Annotated in this window: 16 protein-coding genes, 3 tRNA genes and 1 pseudogene; 9 read left to right on the top strand and 11 right to left on the bottom strand. The window is 62.5% G+C overall.

Features of this window, described 5'->3' with window-relative positions; translation table 11 throughout:
* Positions 1 to 124: GTP-binding protein (locus AB4Z43_RS15640; protein WP_246677656.1), on the bottom strand; the 124-nt coding region annotated here is incomplete at its 3' end.
* A 294-nt stretch (positions 125 to 418) separates the two neighbouring features.
* Between AB4Z43_RS15640 and AB4Z43_RS15635 the strand changes: the two genes are divergently transcribed.
* Together AB4Z43_RS15635 and AB4Z43_RS15630 are read left to right on the top strand one after the other, a co-directional pair.
* A complete protein-coding gene (locus tag AB4Z43_RS15635; RefSeq protein WP_441938215.1) occupies positions 419 to 1,306 on the top strand; it encodes a DMT family transporter in 888 nt (295 codons plus the stop codon).
* 111 nt (positions 1,307 to 1,417) lie between these two features.
* On the top strand, positions 1,418 to 1,555 hold the full coding sequence (locus AB4Z43_RS15630; protein WP_167470477.1) for a hypothetical protein: 138 nt from the start codon (positions 1,418 to 1,420) through the stop codon (positions 1,553 to 1,555).
* A 62-nt stretch (positions 1,556 to 1,617) separates the two neighbouring features.
* On the opposite strand, the gene AB4Z43_RS15625 is transcribed toward AB4Z43_RS15630, so the two are convergent.
* Positions 1,618 to 1,875: a GlsB/YeaQ/YmgE family stress response membrane protein gene (locus tag AB4Z43_RS15625; protein WP_019857949.1), complete on the bottom strand. Its 258-nt coding sequence runs from the start codon at positions 1,873 to 1,875 to the stop codon at positions 1,618 to 1,620.
* Positions 1,876 to 2,005: 130 nt separating this feature from the next.
* Between AB4Z43_RS15625 and AB4Z43_RS15620 the strand changes: the two genes are divergently transcribed.
* The gene (locus tag AB4Z43_RS15620) at positions 2,006 to 2,455 is read left to right on the top strand and encodes a YidB family protein (RefSeq protein ID WP_019857948.1); all 450 of its coding nucleotides are present in this window, start codon (positions 2,006 to 2,008) and stop codon (positions 2,453 to 2,455) included.
* A gap of 76 nt (positions 2,456 to 2,531) precedes the next feature.
* On the opposite strand, the gene AB4Z43_RS15615 is transcribed toward AB4Z43_RS15620, so the two are convergent.
* A tRNA-Gly gene (locus tag AB4Z43_RS15615) sits at positions 2,532 to 2,605 on the bottom strand.
* Between the two features lie 89 nt (positions 2,606 to 2,694).
* Positions 2,695 to 2,779: transfer RNA gene (locus tag AB4Z43_RS15610), tRNA-Tyr, on the bottom strand.
* A 203-nt stretch (positions 2,780 to 2,982) separates the two neighbouring features.
* Here AB4Z43_RS15610 and AB4Z43_RS15605 point away from each other — a divergent pair.
* A complete protein-coding gene (locus tag AB4Z43_RS15605; protein WP_019857947.1) occupies positions 2,983 to 3,831 on the top strand; it encodes a TrmH family RNA methyltransferase in 849 nt (282 codons plus the stop codon).
* 116 nt (positions 3,832 to 3,947) lie between these two features.
* On the opposite strand, the pseudogene AB4Z43_RS15600 reads toward AB4Z43_RS15605, so the two are convergent.
* The 3 genes and pseudogenes from AB4Z43_RS15600 to gcl all read right to left on the bottom strand — a co-directional run.
* Positions 3,948 to 4,880, bottom strand: a pseudogene (locus AB4Z43_RS15600) (2-hydroxy-3-oxopropionate reductase); the annotation flags it as partial.
* 90 nt (positions 4,881 to 4,970) lie between these two features.
* Positions 4,971 to 5,768 (bottom strand): 2-oxo-tetronate isomerase, encoded by a 798-nt coding sequence (gene otnI / locus AB4Z43_RS15595; protein WP_019857945.1) that lies wholly within the window; start codon positions 5,766 to 5,768, stop codon positions 4,971 to 4,973.
* A gap of 10 nt (positions 5,769 to 5,778) precedes the next feature.
* Positions 5,779 to 7,560 carry a glyoxylate carboligase gene (gene gcl / locus AB4Z43_RS15590; protein WP_441938212.1) on the bottom strand — a complete coding sequence of 594 codons (1,782 nt, stop codon included), beginning with the start codon at positions 7,558 to 7,560 and terminating at the stop codon, positions 5,779 to 5,781.
* Positions 7,561 to 7,772: 212 nt separating this feature from the next.
* Between gcl and bhcR the strand changes: the two genes are divergently transcribed.
* Together bhcR and AB4Z43_RS15580 are read left to right on the top strand one after the other, a co-directional pair.
* The gene (gene bhcR / locus AB4Z43_RS15585; protein ID WP_322419064.1) at positions 7,773 to 8,594 is read left to right on the top strand and encodes an HTH-type transcriptional regulator BhcR; all 822 of its coding nucleotides are present in this window, start codon (positions 7,773 to 7,775) and stop codon (positions 8,592 to 8,594) included.
* Between the two features lie 136 nt (positions 8,595 to 8,730).
* Entirely contained in the window at positions 8,731 to 9,147 is a 417-nt protein-coding gene (locus AB4Z43_RS15580; protein WP_441938211.1) for a hypothetical protein, read from the top strand.
* A 79-nt stretch (positions 9,148 to 9,226) separates the two neighbouring features.
* On the opposite strand, the gene AB4Z43_RS15575 is transcribed toward AB4Z43_RS15580, so the two are convergent.
* The 3 genes from AB4Z43_RS15575 to AB4Z43_RS15565 all read right to left on the bottom strand — a co-directional run bounded on the left by AB4Z43_RS15575 (position 9,227) and on the right by AB4Z43_RS15565 (position 10,301).
* The gene (locus AB4Z43_RS15575; protein WP_441938210.1) at positions 9,227 to 9,532 is read right to left on the bottom strand and encodes a BA14K family protein; all 306 of its coding nucleotides are present in this window, start codon (positions 9,530 to 9,532) and stop codon (positions 9,227 to 9,229) included.
* Positions 9,533 to 9,718: 186 nt separating this feature from the next.
* Complete coding sequence (locus AB4Z43_RS15570) at positions 9,719 to 9,931, bottom strand: hypothetical protein (protein WP_081296009.1); 213 nt, start codon at positions 9,929 to 9,931, stop codon at positions 9,719 to 9,721.
* Positions 9,932 to 10,133: 202 nt separating this feature from the next.
* Positions 10,134 to 10,301, bottom strand: coding sequence for a hypothetical protein (locus AB4Z43_RS15565; protein ID WP_019857938.1), 168 nt, complete (start codon positions 10,299 to 10,301; stop codon positions 10,134 to 10,136).
* A gap of 156 nt (positions 10,302 to 10,457) precedes the next feature.
* Here AB4Z43_RS15565 and AB4Z43_RS15560 point away from each other — a divergent pair.
* Positions 10,458 to 10,533: transfer RNA gene (locus tag AB4Z43_RS15560), tRNA-Thr, on the top strand.
* Between the two features lie 40 nt (positions 10,534 to 10,573).
* Here AB4Z43_RS15560 and AB4Z43_RS15555 read toward each other — a convergent pair.
* Entirely contained in the window at positions 10,574 to 11,188 is a 615-nt protein-coding gene (locus AB4Z43_RS15555) for a TetR/AcrR family transcriptional regulator (RefSeq protein ID WP_010909235.1), read from the bottom strand.
* Positions 11,189 to 11,279: 91 nt separating this feature from the next.
* On the opposite strand from AB4Z43_RS15555, the gene AB4Z43_RS15550 reads away from it, so the two are divergent.
* Positions 11,280 to 12,365 (top strand): polyamine ABC transporter substrate-binding protein, encoded by a 1,086-nt coding sequence (locus tag AB4Z43_RS15550; protein ID WP_441938207.1) that lies wholly within the window; start codon positions 11,280 to 11,282, stop codon positions 12,363 to 12,365.
* Positions 12,366 to 12,378: 13 nt separating this feature from the next.
* Positions 12,379 to 13,245 carry an ABC transporter permease gene (locus AB4Z43_RS15545; protein WP_064982863.1) on the top strand — a complete coding sequence of 289 codons (867 nt, stop codon included), beginning with the start codon at positions 12,379 to 12,381 and terminating at the stop codon, positions 13,243 to 13,245.
* The last annotated feature ends 1 nt before the right edge of the window (position 13,246 follow it).

Raw genomic sequence — 13,246 nt, 5'->3', positions numbered from 1 at the left:
AGCGCTTGTACTCGCCAAAATACTTCGTGATCGCCGCCGTCAGCGACGTCTTGCCATGGTCAACGTGACCAATCGTGCCGATGTTCACATGAGGCTTAGTGCGCTCGAATTTACCTTTTGCCATAGTCTCTTTCCTTGGACGGCCTTGACCTTCAGTTCAGTCGAATGCGGGGCGATTAGCGACAACGGCCAAAAAACACAAGCGTCTTTTGGCCGGGTGCCGTCTCACTCAGTCCGAACCTGGGATCCGATTGCGGGGATATGGCGCTGATATAGGAAGGCGATGGGGGAAATGGAATGGCTGACTGGCCGATCGGTCGAGGCCTGCATCCCTTGTTCTTGCCGGCCAGTTCCTGTCTCGGCCACGGCCGGTTGATGGCCCATTGCGGCGGCCACCGAGGTCTGATCTCCTGACCCCATGCATTTCATCCCTGCCTCGATCCGCGGCCCGCTGTTCATGATCGTTTCGACCGGGTCGTACCTGGTCAACGATACGATGATGAAACTCGCGACCGCGGGGTTGCCGTCCTATGAGGTGCTGTTCCTGCGCGGTGTGGCGGCAGCGCTCTGGGGCTTCCCGCTGTTGTTCCTGCTGGGCTACGGCAAACAGATACCGTTGATCTTCGACGGCCATGTGCTGCGCAGGAACCTGCTCGAGCTGGCGGCGATCCTTTGTTATGTCGTGGCGCTCGCCAACATGCAGATCGCGGATTCCACGGCGCTGGGACAAATCACGCCACTGCTGATGCTGGTCGGTTCCTCGATCCTGTTTGGCGAGCGCATCGGCGGCCAGCGCATGGCGCTGATCGGGCTCGGCTTCATCGGCGCGCTGATGGTGGCGCAACCGACGATGCAAGGCATCTCCGTCTATGCGCTGCTGGCGCTCGGCAACGCCGCGCTGTCAGCCGCGCGCGACCTTGCCGGCAGGCGTGTTTCTGCAGAGGTGCCGGGGATGATCGTGGCGATTTCCGCCGTGGTGGTGGTGCTGATCGGCGCGGGCGCGGCGCATCTGGCATCCGAGCGCTGGGTGATGCCCGAAGCACGCCATTTGCTGCTGCTGGCCGGCGCCGGTCTTTTCCTCATCTTCGGCCATTTCTTCATCTTCATGGCCTATCGCGTCGGGCCGACCAGCGCGGTGGCGCCGTTCTATTACTGTTTTACCGTCTGGGCCGTCATTTCGGGCCTGCTGGTGTTCGGCCAGTTCCCCAATACTCTGGCGGTCTGCGGCATCCTGCTGGTGGTGGCCAGCGGGCTGACCATCGTGTCGCTGGACCAGCGCAAGCGCCGGCTGACCGTCGTCGCCTAGCATCGGCAGCCGAGCGCTTGTGTCCAATGTTGCGGAGGCCAGGTCGATCGTCTATTCGGCGATGTATCGTCTATCCACGACGCCATGATCAATCAGCCAAGGGAGCTCCCCATGACCGATTTTGACCAGAACAAGAACTCCGACGCCGAGCACAAGGCCGCCATTCGCAAGTCGCTGATCGGTTGGGCGGTGTTCATCACCGGAACGCTGATTTTCTTCGCTGCCGCCGATGCAGTGCTGATGCCATAGGCAAGCCCGAAGCCGGTCTCGCCCCAGCAGAAATTCGAAATTTCAGACGATGCGGCCGGCGCTTAAAGCGTCCGCCTTCCGCTGAATTGGTGGTAGGCCCACAGCACAACTACCGCGCCCACCACCGCGACGATCAGGCTGGGAATGTTGAGGCCGGTGACACCCACGCCGAAGAGCTGGCTGCAGATCACGCCGCCGACAATGGCGCCGACGATGCCGAGCACGACATCCATGATCAGACCCTGGCCGGTCTTGTTGACGATCTTGCTGCCCAGGAAGCCGGCGATGGCGCCGAGAATGATCCAACTGATGATACCCATTTTTTCCTCTCCATCCCCCGCCATCGCGACATTTTCATATGATTGTCAAAACCTCAAGCCAGCTTGAAATTCCGCCCGGATGCGCCATTGTTGAAGGTGGGCCGGGCTTGGTCGAGATGGAGGATCCACTATGGGACTTTTTGACAACGCCGTTCCCGGCGGCAACATCACCAAACCGCTGATGATCGCGCTCGGCGCGTTGCTGGTCGGAAAAATGCTGAGCGGCAGAAGTGCCGAACAGCCGGATCAGCCTCAAACGCCCGTGCCTGCCGACCCCGCAGCTAGTGACGGCGGCCTGCTCGGCGGACTGGGCGGCCTGCTCGGCAAGCTCAAGGACGCCGGCCACGGCAATGTCGCCGATTCCTGGGTCGGCACCGGGCAGAACCAGTCGATCAACGCCAACGATCTCGGCGCCGCACTCGGGCCGCAGGTCATCCGCGAGATCGCACAGCGCACCGGGCTGGACGAACAGGAATTGCTCAAGCAGCTGTCCACCGCCCTGCCCGGCATCGTCGACAAGCTGACGCCGAACGGCCAGGTGCCGCAGCAGCACCAGGTGGCTTCAGCGTTCAACAGTTGACGCGCACACCGATGCCCTGAAGCGCTGCGCGCGTTGTCGCGCAGTGTCCAGGCTTAACGATTGTGGGACGGAAATCTGGAGCGGGTAGCGGGAATCGAACCCGCATATTCAGCTTGGAAGGCTGCTGCTCTACCACTGAGCTATACCCGCGCCTTGCACTGAAGTATCGGATTCACCCGAAAAGCGCCATGCACTTTTCGGCCCGATGCTTTTCTCGTACAGGGCTTCCGGGCCGGCAGTGGTGGAGAGGGTTGGATTCGAACCAACGTAGGCTAAGCCAACGGATTTACAGTCCGTCCCCTTTAACCACTCGGGCACCTCTCCAGTCTGCCGCCGGAGCCATGCAACGAGGCATTCCTGCCGATCCCGGAGCCCGAGTTGGATATCTTCTCCGAAATCAGCGAAGCGCCTTATGGCGGCAAGGCCAGTGGGTGTCAACCGCACTGGGAAGGGTTTTTCGATGTTGTTCGCCGGCTGCGGCGACGGGCCATATCCTTGGCCACGCGAGACGGCTATAGAAGCCGGCCATGAGCAACAAGACCAATACCCCCAAAGACACCCATTACGCCAAGCTGCGCCGCGCGCACCGCGACGAGAAGAGCGGCGGCGCGCCGGCATTCCGGCCGCGCCAGCCCGTGCCGCCCGGCGAGAACGCCGCCGACGGCCTGGTGCGACTTTATGGCCTGCACACGGTGCGGGCGGCGCTCGACAATCCGCGCCGCAAGATTCGCAAAATGCTGGTGACCCGCAACGCGGCCGAGCGCCTTGAGATAGACGATCTCGCCGCCCTGCCCTTCAAGGCGGAGCTGGTCGAACCCAGGGACATCGACAAGATCACCGGTTCGGACGCCGTGCACCAGGGCGTGCTGATCGAGGCGGAGCCGCTGAAGCCCAAGCGCCTCGACGCACTCGGCGACACAAGGCTGGTGCTGGTGCTCGACCAGGTCACCGATCCGCACAATGTCGGCGCCATCCTGCGCTCGGCGGTCGCCTTCGGCGCCGGCGCGCTGATCACCACGGCCCGCCACAGTCCCCAGGAATCGGGCGTGCTGGCGAAATCCGCCTCCGGCGCGCTGGAGCATATCGACCAGATCGAGGTGAAGAACCTCGCCGACGCGCTCGGGCAGTTGCACGAAGCCGGCTTCCAGACCATCGGGCTTGATTCGGACGGGCCGGCGGAACTCGAAACCAGCTTTGCCGGCGACAGGATCGCGCTGGTGCTCGGTGCCGAAGGCAAGGGCCTGCGCCAGAAGACGCGCGAGACGGTGACGACGCTGGCGCGGCTCGACATGCCCGGCGCCATCCGTTCACTCAACGTGTCGAATGCCGCGGCGGTGAGCCTTTATGCTGCACGGGCGTTCTTGAAGCGCGGCTGAGAGCCGGAAGCGCTCTACCAAGAAACAAGAAACGGGTTCCAGCGACAGCGCGGGAACCCGTTCTTGTGCAGGACAAGAGGTGGCGGCTTGGGAACGTTGCGCCGCCCTCTCCCGGCCTATGCTGCTTTGCCCTTCACGTCGGTCAATTTGCCACCGACCTCAAAATTGGCCATCCGCTCCAGTGCCCTGACCAGCGCCGAGTGATCTTCCTTGGCGCCGCCATTGGCCGCACACGAGTTGAACAGCTGCTGCGTGGTCGAGGTGTTGGGCAGCGCCACGCCGAGCGCCTTGGCGCCCTCCAGTGCCAGGTTGAGATCCTTCTGGTGCAGTTCGATGCGGAAACCGGGCGCGAAGGTGCGCTTGACCATGCGCTCGCCATGCACTTCGAGGATGCGTGACGCCGCCAGCCCGCCCATCAGCGCCTGCCTGACCTTGGCTGGGTCGGCGCCGGCTTTCGATGCAAAAACAAGCGCTTCGGCGACGGCTTCAATGGTCAACGCGACGACGATCTGATTTGCCACTTTGGTGGTCTGGCCGACGCCATTGGGCCCGACCAGAGTGATGTTCTTGCCCATCTTCTCGAAGACGGGTTTGGCGCGTTCGAAGGTCTTTTCCTCGCCGCCGACCATGATGGTCAGCGACGCCGCCTTGGCGCCGACCTCGCCGCCGGAAACCGGCGCGTCGAGATAGTCGCAGCCCAGCTCGTTTATCTTTCCGGCGAAAACCTTGGTCTCGATCGGCGAAATCGAGCTCATGTCGATGACCAGCTTGCCTTTGGTCAGGCCGGACGCGACGCCATTGTCGCCGAACAGCACATCGGCCACCTGCGGGGTGTCGGGCACCATGGTGATGATGATGTCGGCGGCCTTGGCCACGGCGGCATGGCCGGAGACTGCTTTCAGGCCCTTGGCGACGAGATTGGCAGGCGGCTTCGAGCGATGGTCGCTGGCGATGACCTTGTAGCCAGCATCCAGCAGATGCCCCGCCATCGGCGCGCCCATGATGCCGAGGCCGATGAAGCCTATGGTTTCCATTGTGGTTCTCCTGAAAGTCTTGCTCGAACTCGTCGAAGGTCGGCGCTGCCCCTCATCCGCCTGCCGGCACCTTCTCCCCGAATAGTGAAGGGGAGAAGGAAGCTCTTAGGCCGCCGCGCTGCCTTGCCTGGTCAGGTCCCGAAACCAACCCAGGCCTGCCTCGGTGCCGGCCTTCGGCTTGTATTCGGCACCGATCCAGCCGGAATAGCCGATGCGGTCGATGTGGTCGTAGAGGAAAGGATAGTTGATCTCGCCCGTACCCGGCTCGTGACGGCCGGGATTGTCCGCAAGCTGGATATGCGCGATGCGGCTAAGGTTGGCCTCGATTTTACGGGCGAGATCCCCCTCCATGATCTGCATGTGATAGATGTCGTATTGCAGGAACAGGTTTTTCGAGCCGACGCGGTCGATCAGCGCCAGCGCCTGGTCGGAGTAGTTGAGGAAGAAGCCTGGAATGTCGCGGGTGTTGATCGGCTCGATCAAAAGCCGGATGCCAGCCTGCTCCAGCTTCTCCGCCGCGAAGGCGAGGTTTTCGGCGAAAACATCCTCGAGCACCTTGCGGTCGACGCCGGCGGGTGCAATGCCGGCCAGGCAATTGACCTGGGGGCAGCCGAGCGCCTGCGCGTAGGTGATCGCCTTGGCGATGCCCTGGCGGAATTCCGGCACGCGGTCCGGCAACACGGCGATGCCGCGCTCGCCCTTGCCCCAGTCGCCGGCCGGCAGGTTGAACAGCACCTGCGCCAGGCCGTTCTTCTTCAGCCTGGCGGCCACCACCTCCGGCGCATGGTCGTAAGGGCCGATATATTCGACGCCCTTGAAGCCCGCGCGGGCAGCGGCGTCAAAGCGATCGAGGAAATCATGCTCGCCAAAGAGCATCGACAGATTGGCTGAAAAACGCGGCATTCTTTTTCTCCTAATCCAGCATCACGATCGCGGTCGGCGCATCCTCATGGCTTTCGGCAAGGTCCTCGAATTCGGTGATCTTGTCGATCTCGGTGCCCATCGAGATGTTGGTGACGCGCTCGAGGATGAATTCAAGCACGACCGGAACCCGGTGCTCCTTCATCAGCCGCTGCGCCTCTTTGAAGGCGGCGGCAAACTCCTCGGGCTTGCGCACCCGGACCGCCTTGCAGCCCATGGCTTCGGCGACGGCGACATGGTCGACGCCATAGCCGGCCTCGGGATCGCCCGATCGGTTGACGTTCTCGAAGGCGAGGCTGACCTCATAATCCATCGAGAATCCGCGCTGCGCCTGGCGGATCAGGCCGAGATAGGCGTTGTTCACGACGACATGGATGTAGGGCAGTCTGTGCTGTGCGCCGACGGCCAGTTCCTCGATCATGAACTGGAAATCATAGTCGCCCGACAGCGCCACGATGGTGCGGTCGGGATCGGCGGCGCGCACGCCAAGGGCTGCCGGCAAGGTCCAGCCGAGCGGGCCGGCCTGGCCGCAATTGATCCAGTTGCGCGGCTTGTAGACATGCAGGAACTGCGCGCCGGCGATCTGCGACAGGCCGATCGTGGTGACATAGGTGACATCGCGGCCGAACGCCTTGTTCATCTCCTCATAGACGCGCTGCGGCTTCAGCGGCACCTGGTCGAAATGCGTCTTGCGCTTCATCGTCTTCTTGCGGGCCTGGCATTCCTTGGCCCAGCCCGACCAGTCGCGCAGCTTTCCGGCCGTCTTCCACTCGGTGGCGACGTCGAGCAGCATTTTCAGCGCCGCGCCAGCATCGGAGACGACGCCGAGGTCCGGCGCGAAGACACGGCCGATCTGCGTGGGCTCGATGTCGACATGGATGAACTTCTTTTCCTTGGTGTAGACGTCCACAGAACCAGTGTGACGGTTGGCCCAGCGATTGCCGATGCCGAAGACGAAATCGGCCTCCAGCATCGTGGCGTTGCCGTAGCGATGCGAGGTCTGCAGCCCGCACATGCCGGCCATCAGCCGGTGATCGTCGGGGATCGCGCCCCAGCCCATCAGTGTCGGGATGACCGGAACGCCTGATATCTCCGCGAATTCGATCAGCAGGTCGGATGCATCGGCATTGATGATGCCGCCGCCGGCGACGATCAATGGCTTGTCAGCCGCGTTGAGCATCGCCAGTGCCTTTTCGGCCTGGGCGCGCGTCATAGCCGGCTTGAATGGCGCCAGCGGCTCATATGCATCGATGTCGAACTCGATCTCGGCCAATTGAACGTCGACCGGCAGGTCGATCAGCACCGGGCCGGGGCGCGACGAGCGCATGAGATGAAACGCCTTCTGCAGCGCCATGGGCACGAGATAGGGCTCCATGACGGTGACCGCCCATTTGGCGACCGGTGCGGCGATGGCGGCGATGTCGACGGCCTGGAAATCCTCCTTGTTGAGCCGCGCACGCGGCGCCTGGCCGGTGATGCACAGGATGGGGATGGAATCGGCTGATGCCGAGTAAAGCCCGGTGATCATGTCGGTGCCGGCCGGACCCGAAGTGCCGATGCAGAGCCCGATATTGCCCGCCTTGGCGCGGGTGAAGCCTTCTGCCATGTGCGAGGCGCCCTCGACGTGGCGGGCCAGCACGTGGCGGATGGTGCCCCTCGCCTTCAAAGCCGAATAGAGCGGATTGATCGCCGCGCCCGGCACACCGAAGGCGCAGGAGATGCCTTCCTTTTCGAGAACGAGAACCGCCGCATCGACAGCGCGCATCCTGGCCATTTTCCGGCCTCCACTTGGGTTGTCATTGTTGGATGGCCGAGAATGTCAGCAAGCCGGCTATTTTTCAATTTTTTCAGAATATTTTTTCATTTCTAGAAAACGGCGACTATTTGCTGATTTTATTGGATTTTCGGTTTTTCAGGAATTTGCCGCCTCGCCGCAGTGAAAAACTTTTTCATTGCACGTTTGGAGAAATCGGCGAAACTGGCGCGATGGAAACCACTGAAAAACGCCAGCGCGGCCGTCCGCGCGCTTTCAACGGGCCTGCCGAGGCCAGTTCCGTGCAATCGCTGGACCGGGCCTTGCGCATCCTGGCCATTGTGGCGGAGGGCAGCGGCCTGTCGCTGAGCGAGATATCGGCGCAGAGCGGCCTTGCCGCCTCCACCGCCTACCGCATGCTGACGACGCTGGAAAACCACGGCATGGTCGAGTTTGACACATCAGACCAGCTGTGGTCGATCGGCGTCGAGACCTACCGCATGGGCGCGGCCTTCCTGCGCCGACGCAAGCTGGTCGACCGCGCCCGCATCGTCATGCAGGAGCTGATGGAAAGAACCGGCGAGACCGCCAATCTCGGCGTCGCCGAGGATGATTGCGTGGTGTTCGTCAGCCAGGTCGAGACGCATCAGGCGATCCGCGCCTTCTTCCGCCCGGGCACACGCAGCCCCTTTCACGCCTCCGGCATCGGCAAGGCGGTGCTGGCGCATCTCGAGCCGGAGCGCGTCGGGACCATTCTGCGCAAGGCCGGCCTGCAGCGCTTCACCGACAGGACGCTGTCCGAGATCCCTGCCCTCGCCCACGATCTGGCCGTCATCAAGCAGCGCGGCTGGTCGGTCGATGACGAAGAACGGCACCCCGGCATGCGCTGCGTGGCGGCTGCCATCTTCAACGAGTTCGGCGAGCCGATCGGCGGCGTTTCCGTATCGGGGCCGACCGTGCGGGTGACGCCGGAGCGGCTGGCCGAGATCGGGCCGATGGTGCGCAGTGCCGCGGCCGAGGTGACCCGGATGATCGGCGGCGCGCAAGCCGGATGATCGCCCTGCCCCCTGGCAGCGCGCTCCTGGTCGCAATATCGAAGAAATCGAGCCGTATGGCCATGCCGACACCGCAAGCGCCGGCGGCATCGGCGTTGTCTTGCCGTGGCGTTCGAATGCATGCGAAAGGGCGCGGATGAGGAAAATAGTTCAGCTTCTGCTTGTCGCTTCGCTTTACGGATGCGTGGCGACGACACCTCGACCCGATGCCGGCGATCACCGCGTTGATCCCATTCCCTTCTCGCTCGCGCTCGAGGAGATCGTCGTCACCGGCATTCGTCAGCGCTTGCCGGATCCTGCTTCGGCCAGGCTCGGAAGGACGCTTGCCGGCGAGCGGACACTGAACGGCCGCAAGGAGATCGTGGTCTGCGGCTTCGTCGACGGCAAGGATCCGTCCGGCGGCAATGGCGGCGACCAAGCCTTCATTGCCAGGATCTACCCGGATTCGGCAAGCAGCTTCGAGCTCGTCGCCATGGGCGGCGCTTCGGAAACAAAGCGCCTCGTCGATAGCACCTGCCGCGCAGCCGGGTTGCCGATTTCCGATTCCGCCTGATCACACAACTGTAAGTATTTGTGAAACAACGAAAAGGGGCTCGCGCGAGCCCCTTTTTCTGTTGTTGAGCGGTCTCCTCTCAGAGCCGGCAATAGTGGCTGTAGCCGTCGCGGCCGATGTAGGTGTCGGAGTCCGGATCGTAGCTGGAGTAACGATCGAAGCAGCGGCGGACGTGCCAGGAACCACCATCTTCGTCGACATAGACGGTACGCGGCGGCTGCTGGGCAAGCAGGCTGCCAAGGACGAACCCGCCGACGCCGGCGGCGATGCCGATGCCGAGGTCGTGGTGATGCGAATGAGCCGCCGAAGGCTGAACGGTGCCGACCAGCGTGGTGGCGGCGACGGTGGTGGCGATGAGGGTGGAAACGAGAGTGCGCTTGAACATGATGATCTCCTTGCTTCGTTGACCGAGGCGATCCATCCGCCTCTTGATCATCTGTCGTTGTCGCGCAGAAAAAGGTTCGAAGCTTTTTTGATCTTTTTTGGAGGTGCTGTCGGTTCCTGACTGTGGCCCACGGAGAATGCAAAAGGGCGGCCGAGGCCGCCCTTCCAAACGCAACAGGCCGCGGCATCAGAAGATGACAACGACCCCGCCATGATGACGATGGTGGTGATGATGCCGGTGATGATGGTGGTGGTACCACCAGTAGTCGCCATAGTCGTCGTCATAGTAATGATGGTGATGATGCATACCGTGAGCCGACGACGTCTGAACCGTGGCGGCCAGCGCGCCTGTGGCAACGAACACGGCGACGAGAGCGGAAGTGAGCATGCGCTTGAACATGATGATCTCCTGGATGCTTGACCGAGACGACCATTCGCCTCTGGAGATCAGTCGGCGCGAGGTGGGAAAAGGTTCGAAAGGGGTGGGGAGATTTTTTGGCGGGTGGGGGAAGAGTGAGTAGTGAGTAGTGAGTAGTGGGTATACAGGGGCTTGGCCCACTGTTGACTACTCCCTACTGACTATTCCCTACTCACTCCTTCGTTCACCCCATCCCCGTGACATGCCGAAGCCAGAACGCCAGCGCGATGAAACCGATGATCGTGGTCACGCCGGTCCAGTCGACATTGGCCTTCTTGATGTCGCCGATGAGCTTAACCAGCAGCATCCAGGCGATGACGACGAGGGGGAGAATGATGACAAGCCTGATCATGCGACACTCCAGTCCGAAGCGATTGCATCTTCTTGATATGTAGGAAGCGCGCTCGCGAATTTCAGCATGGGCGTCCACGGCGTCATCCACCGCCGGGGTAACCGAAAACGGAGTTTTGTCTTTACTGGCGCACGAAATATGCTACCGGAGCGCCGTGCCCTTGTAGCTCAGCTGGTAGAGCAGCGGTTTTGTAAACCGAAGGTCGGCGGTTCGATCCCGTCCGGGGGCACCAGTCTCGCCGGACGGTTTGGTTGCCAGTATGAGGCTACCAATCACACCCCTATCGCCGCCACCAATATCCGGTTCTGCCTTCGTATCGCCGCGCGCAGTTCCGGGATCCTGGCCTCGTCGCGCTTCACGAATTCGATGAACATCATGTTCATGTTGTTGAAGATCAGTTCGCCGAGCGCTGCCCCGTCTATGTCCTGGCGCACCAGGCCGATCTCCTGCAGCCGCGCGATCAGTGCGCGGATCTGTTCGGTGAGCGAGCGGTCGAGCGCGGTGTAGGCCTGGCCGAACGGGCTGTCGGGTAGTTGCGTCGAGATCGCCATGGCCTGGCGCCACATCTCCTTGCTGAGATAATGCAGCGAGTGCTCGATATAGATGCCGATCAGCGTGTCCAGCGCATCGCCGACATTGGCCGGCGGCCTGGCGACGACGCCGCGCCCGGCATTGAGCACCTCGTTGACCTCAAGCGAAACGATGGCGCCGAGGATGTCGCCCTTGTTCTCATAGTAATTGTAGATCGTGCCGATCGACACTTCCGCCTGCGCGGCGATCGCCTCGATCTTGGCGCCCTCGTAGCCGGCCTCGCGGAAAAGTGCCGCCGCCGCCTCGATGATGCGCCTGTGTCGGTCCGCCTTTTGCCTTGCCCGCAATCCGCTCATAGCAGCCTCTTGCCACAAAAACAGAATTGACTCAATTTTAGAATTGGTTCAATTTTTTGCAAGAAGCCACAAAGGCAAGGGAGAACACTCGATGTCCGTCAAATCCGGGAATCCGCTTTCCATCCTGAAGCTGCATCTGCACGCCGCCTGCGCCGCCACGGCCCTGCTGCTTGGCGTGGGCAGCCTCGCCCAGGCCGCCGATCTCAACGCGCTGATCTGGTGCGACCATTCCGATCCGGCGCTGCTGCAGCCTTTCGAAGAGGCCAACAACGTCAAGGTCAACGTCAAGGAGTTCGAAGGCACCGGCGCTGGTCTCGCCATCGTCGAACAGTCGCAGCCCGGCGACTGGGACGTGATGGTGATCGATAGCATCGACGTGCCGCGCGGCGTCGAAAAGGGCCTGTTCGAGCCGCTGCCCGAGGACAAGCTGCCCTTCGCCGACCTCTTCCCGCAGGTGAAGATGGACGGCTCCACCGTGGTCGGCGGCAAGCGCTACGGCATCACCGAAAAGTTCGGCTACAACACGATCGGCTTCACCAAGACCAAGGTCGACCCGGCGGACATGCAGTCCCTGGCATCGCTGACCAGCGACAAATACAAGGGCAAGGTCGCCATCTACGACTATTACCTGCCGGTCATCGGCATGGCGGCACTGGCCATCGGCAAGAAGACGGCCGAGCTCACCGAAGCCGACCTGCCCGCGCTCAAGGAAGAGCTTCTCAAGATGAAGGCCAACGCCAAGCTGGTCGGCGAGGTCACCGCCAGCCAGACGGCGCTTGCCACCGGCGAGGTCGACATACTGGTCGGCGGCGGCGAATGGGTGACGGCAGGGTTGGCCAAGGAGAACCCCGCGCTCGATTTCTCCATCCCCAAGGAGGGTGCGGTGCTGTGGTCGCAGTCGCTGGCCATGTTCAAGGATTCCAAGAACAAGGACATGGCGCTGAAATTCATCCAGTACATTATGAGTCCCGAAGGCCAGGCGCGCCTTGCCACCTCGTCCTGCTATTGGGGCATGCCGGCGAACACCAAGGCGGCGCTGACCGACGACCAGAAAAAGGTCCTGCGCTTCGATGAGCAGCCGGGCTTCCTCGCCCGCGCCCAGGCCTATCCGGCACCGAACGGCGATCTCGACAAGAAGATGCAGGATATGTGGACCGAAATGCTGCAGGCGAAATGAGCTGATACCGTTCGTGAGCTCAACCGGAAACAGCGGGCGCGCCCTGCCCGGGACGGGCCGCGCCCTTCCCTGGGCGCTGGTTACGCCTGCCCTCGGCTGGACGCTGCTGTTCTTCGTGTTGCCCTTCGTCGCCATGGGGTTTTCCAGCCTCACGGCGCATGAAGGCGGCGGCTTCACGCTTTCCAATTACAGCCAGTTCTTCACCAACCCATCCTACTGGCAGGCGATGGTGAACTCGCTGGAGGTGACGGCGATCGTCACCTTGCTCTCTGTGCTGCTCGCCTATCCCTTTGCCTTGATCCTCGCCGAACAGGTGCCGGAACGCTGGCAACGGCTGGCGCTGATGCTGGCCGTGCTGCCGTTCTGGACGTCCTATGTCGTGCGCTCCTATTCCTGGCTGCTGGTGCTGGCGCAGAACGGCGTCATCAACCGCGCGCTCACCGGTTCGGGCTTGATCACCGAGCCGCTGCAGCTCGCCAACACGCGGCTGGCCACCGTCACCGGCTTCGTGCACTTCTTCGTCATGCTGCTGACGCTGACCATCTTCGCCAACCTCAAGCAGCTCAGTCCGAGCTACCGCAAGGCGGCCGCCGATCTCGGCGCCGGGCCGGTGCGCACCTTCCTGCATGTCATCCTGCCGCTGACCTTGCCGGGCATCATGGTCGGCGCCTTCCTCACCTTCGTGCTGTGCATCGGCGACTACATCACGCCGCAGATCCTGGGCGGCAACAACGAGCTTTTGATGCCGCAGCTGGTGATGATGCAGATCGGCCGGCGTGGCGATTTTCCGCTGGCCTCGGCGCTGTCGATCATCCTGATGGCGGTCGTAACCATCGCCTACCTCGCCTGCGCCCGCTGGCTGAAGATCGAGCGGGCCTGAG

The organism is Mesorhizobium sp. 2RAF45, assembly GCF_052115225.1.
Taxonomy (GTDB): domain Bacteria; phylum Pseudomonadota; class Alphaproteobacteria; order Rhizobiales; family Rhizobiaceae; genus Mesorhizobium; species Mesorhizobium jarvisii.
Note: the sequence above shows the minus strand (reverse complement) of the source record. Positions and strands in the feature narration are given on the sequence as shown.

Coding starts and splice junctions, on each gene's coding strand:
- AB4Z43_RS15635 (WP_441938215.1), top strand. CDS start 419: ATGCATTTCATCCCTGCCTCGATCCGCGGCCCGCTGTTCATGATCGTT.
- AB4Z43_RS15630 (WP_167470477.1), top strand. CDS start 1,418: ATGACCGATTTTGACCAGAACAAGAACTCCGACGCCGAGCACAAGGCC.
- AB4Z43_RS15625 (WP_019857949.1), bottom strand. CDS start 1,875: ATGGGTATCATCAGTTGGATCATTCTCGGCGCCATCGCCGGCTTCCTG.
- AB4Z43_RS15620 (WP_019857948.1), top strand. CDS start 2,006: ATGGGACTTTTTGACAACGCCGTTCCCGGCGGCAACATCACCAAACCG.
- AB4Z43_RS15605 (WP_019857947.1), top strand. CDS start 2,983: ATGAGCAACAAGACCAATACCCCCAAAGACACCCATTACGCCAAGCTG.
- otnI (WP_019857945.1), bottom strand. CDS start 5,768: ATGCCGCGTTTTTCAGCCAATCTGTCGATGCTCTTTGGCGAGCATGAT.
- gcl (WP_441938212.1), bottom strand. CDS start 7,560: ATGGCCAGGATGCGCGCTGTCGATGCGGCGGTTCTCGTTCTCGAAAAG.
- bhcR (WP_322419064.1), top strand. CDS start 7,773: ATGGAAACCACTGAAAAACGCCAGCGCGGCCGTCCGCGCGCTTTCAAC.
- AB4Z43_RS15580 (WP_441938211.1), top strand. CDS start 8,731: ATGAGGAAAATAGTTCAGCTTCTGCTTGTCGCTTCGCTTTACGGATGC.
- AB4Z43_RS15575 (WP_441938210.1), bottom strand. CDS start 9,532: ATGTTCAAGCGCACTCTCGTTTCCACCCTCATCGCCACCACCGTCGCC.
- AB4Z43_RS15570 (WP_081296009.1), bottom strand. CDS start 9,931: ATGTTCAAGCGCATGCTCACTTCCGCTCTCGTCGCCGTGTTCGTTGCC.
- AB4Z43_RS15565 (WP_019857938.1), bottom strand. CDS start 10,301: ATGATCAGGCTTGTCATCATTCTCCCCCTCGTCGTCATCGCCTGGATG.
- AB4Z43_RS15555 (WP_010909235.1), bottom strand. CDS start 11,188: ATGAGCGGATTGCGGGCAAGGCAAAAGGCGGACCGACACAGGCGCATC.
- AB4Z43_RS15550 (WP_441938207.1), top strand. CDS start 11,280: ATGTCCGTCAAATCCGGGAATCCGCTTTCCATCCTGAAGCTGCATCTG.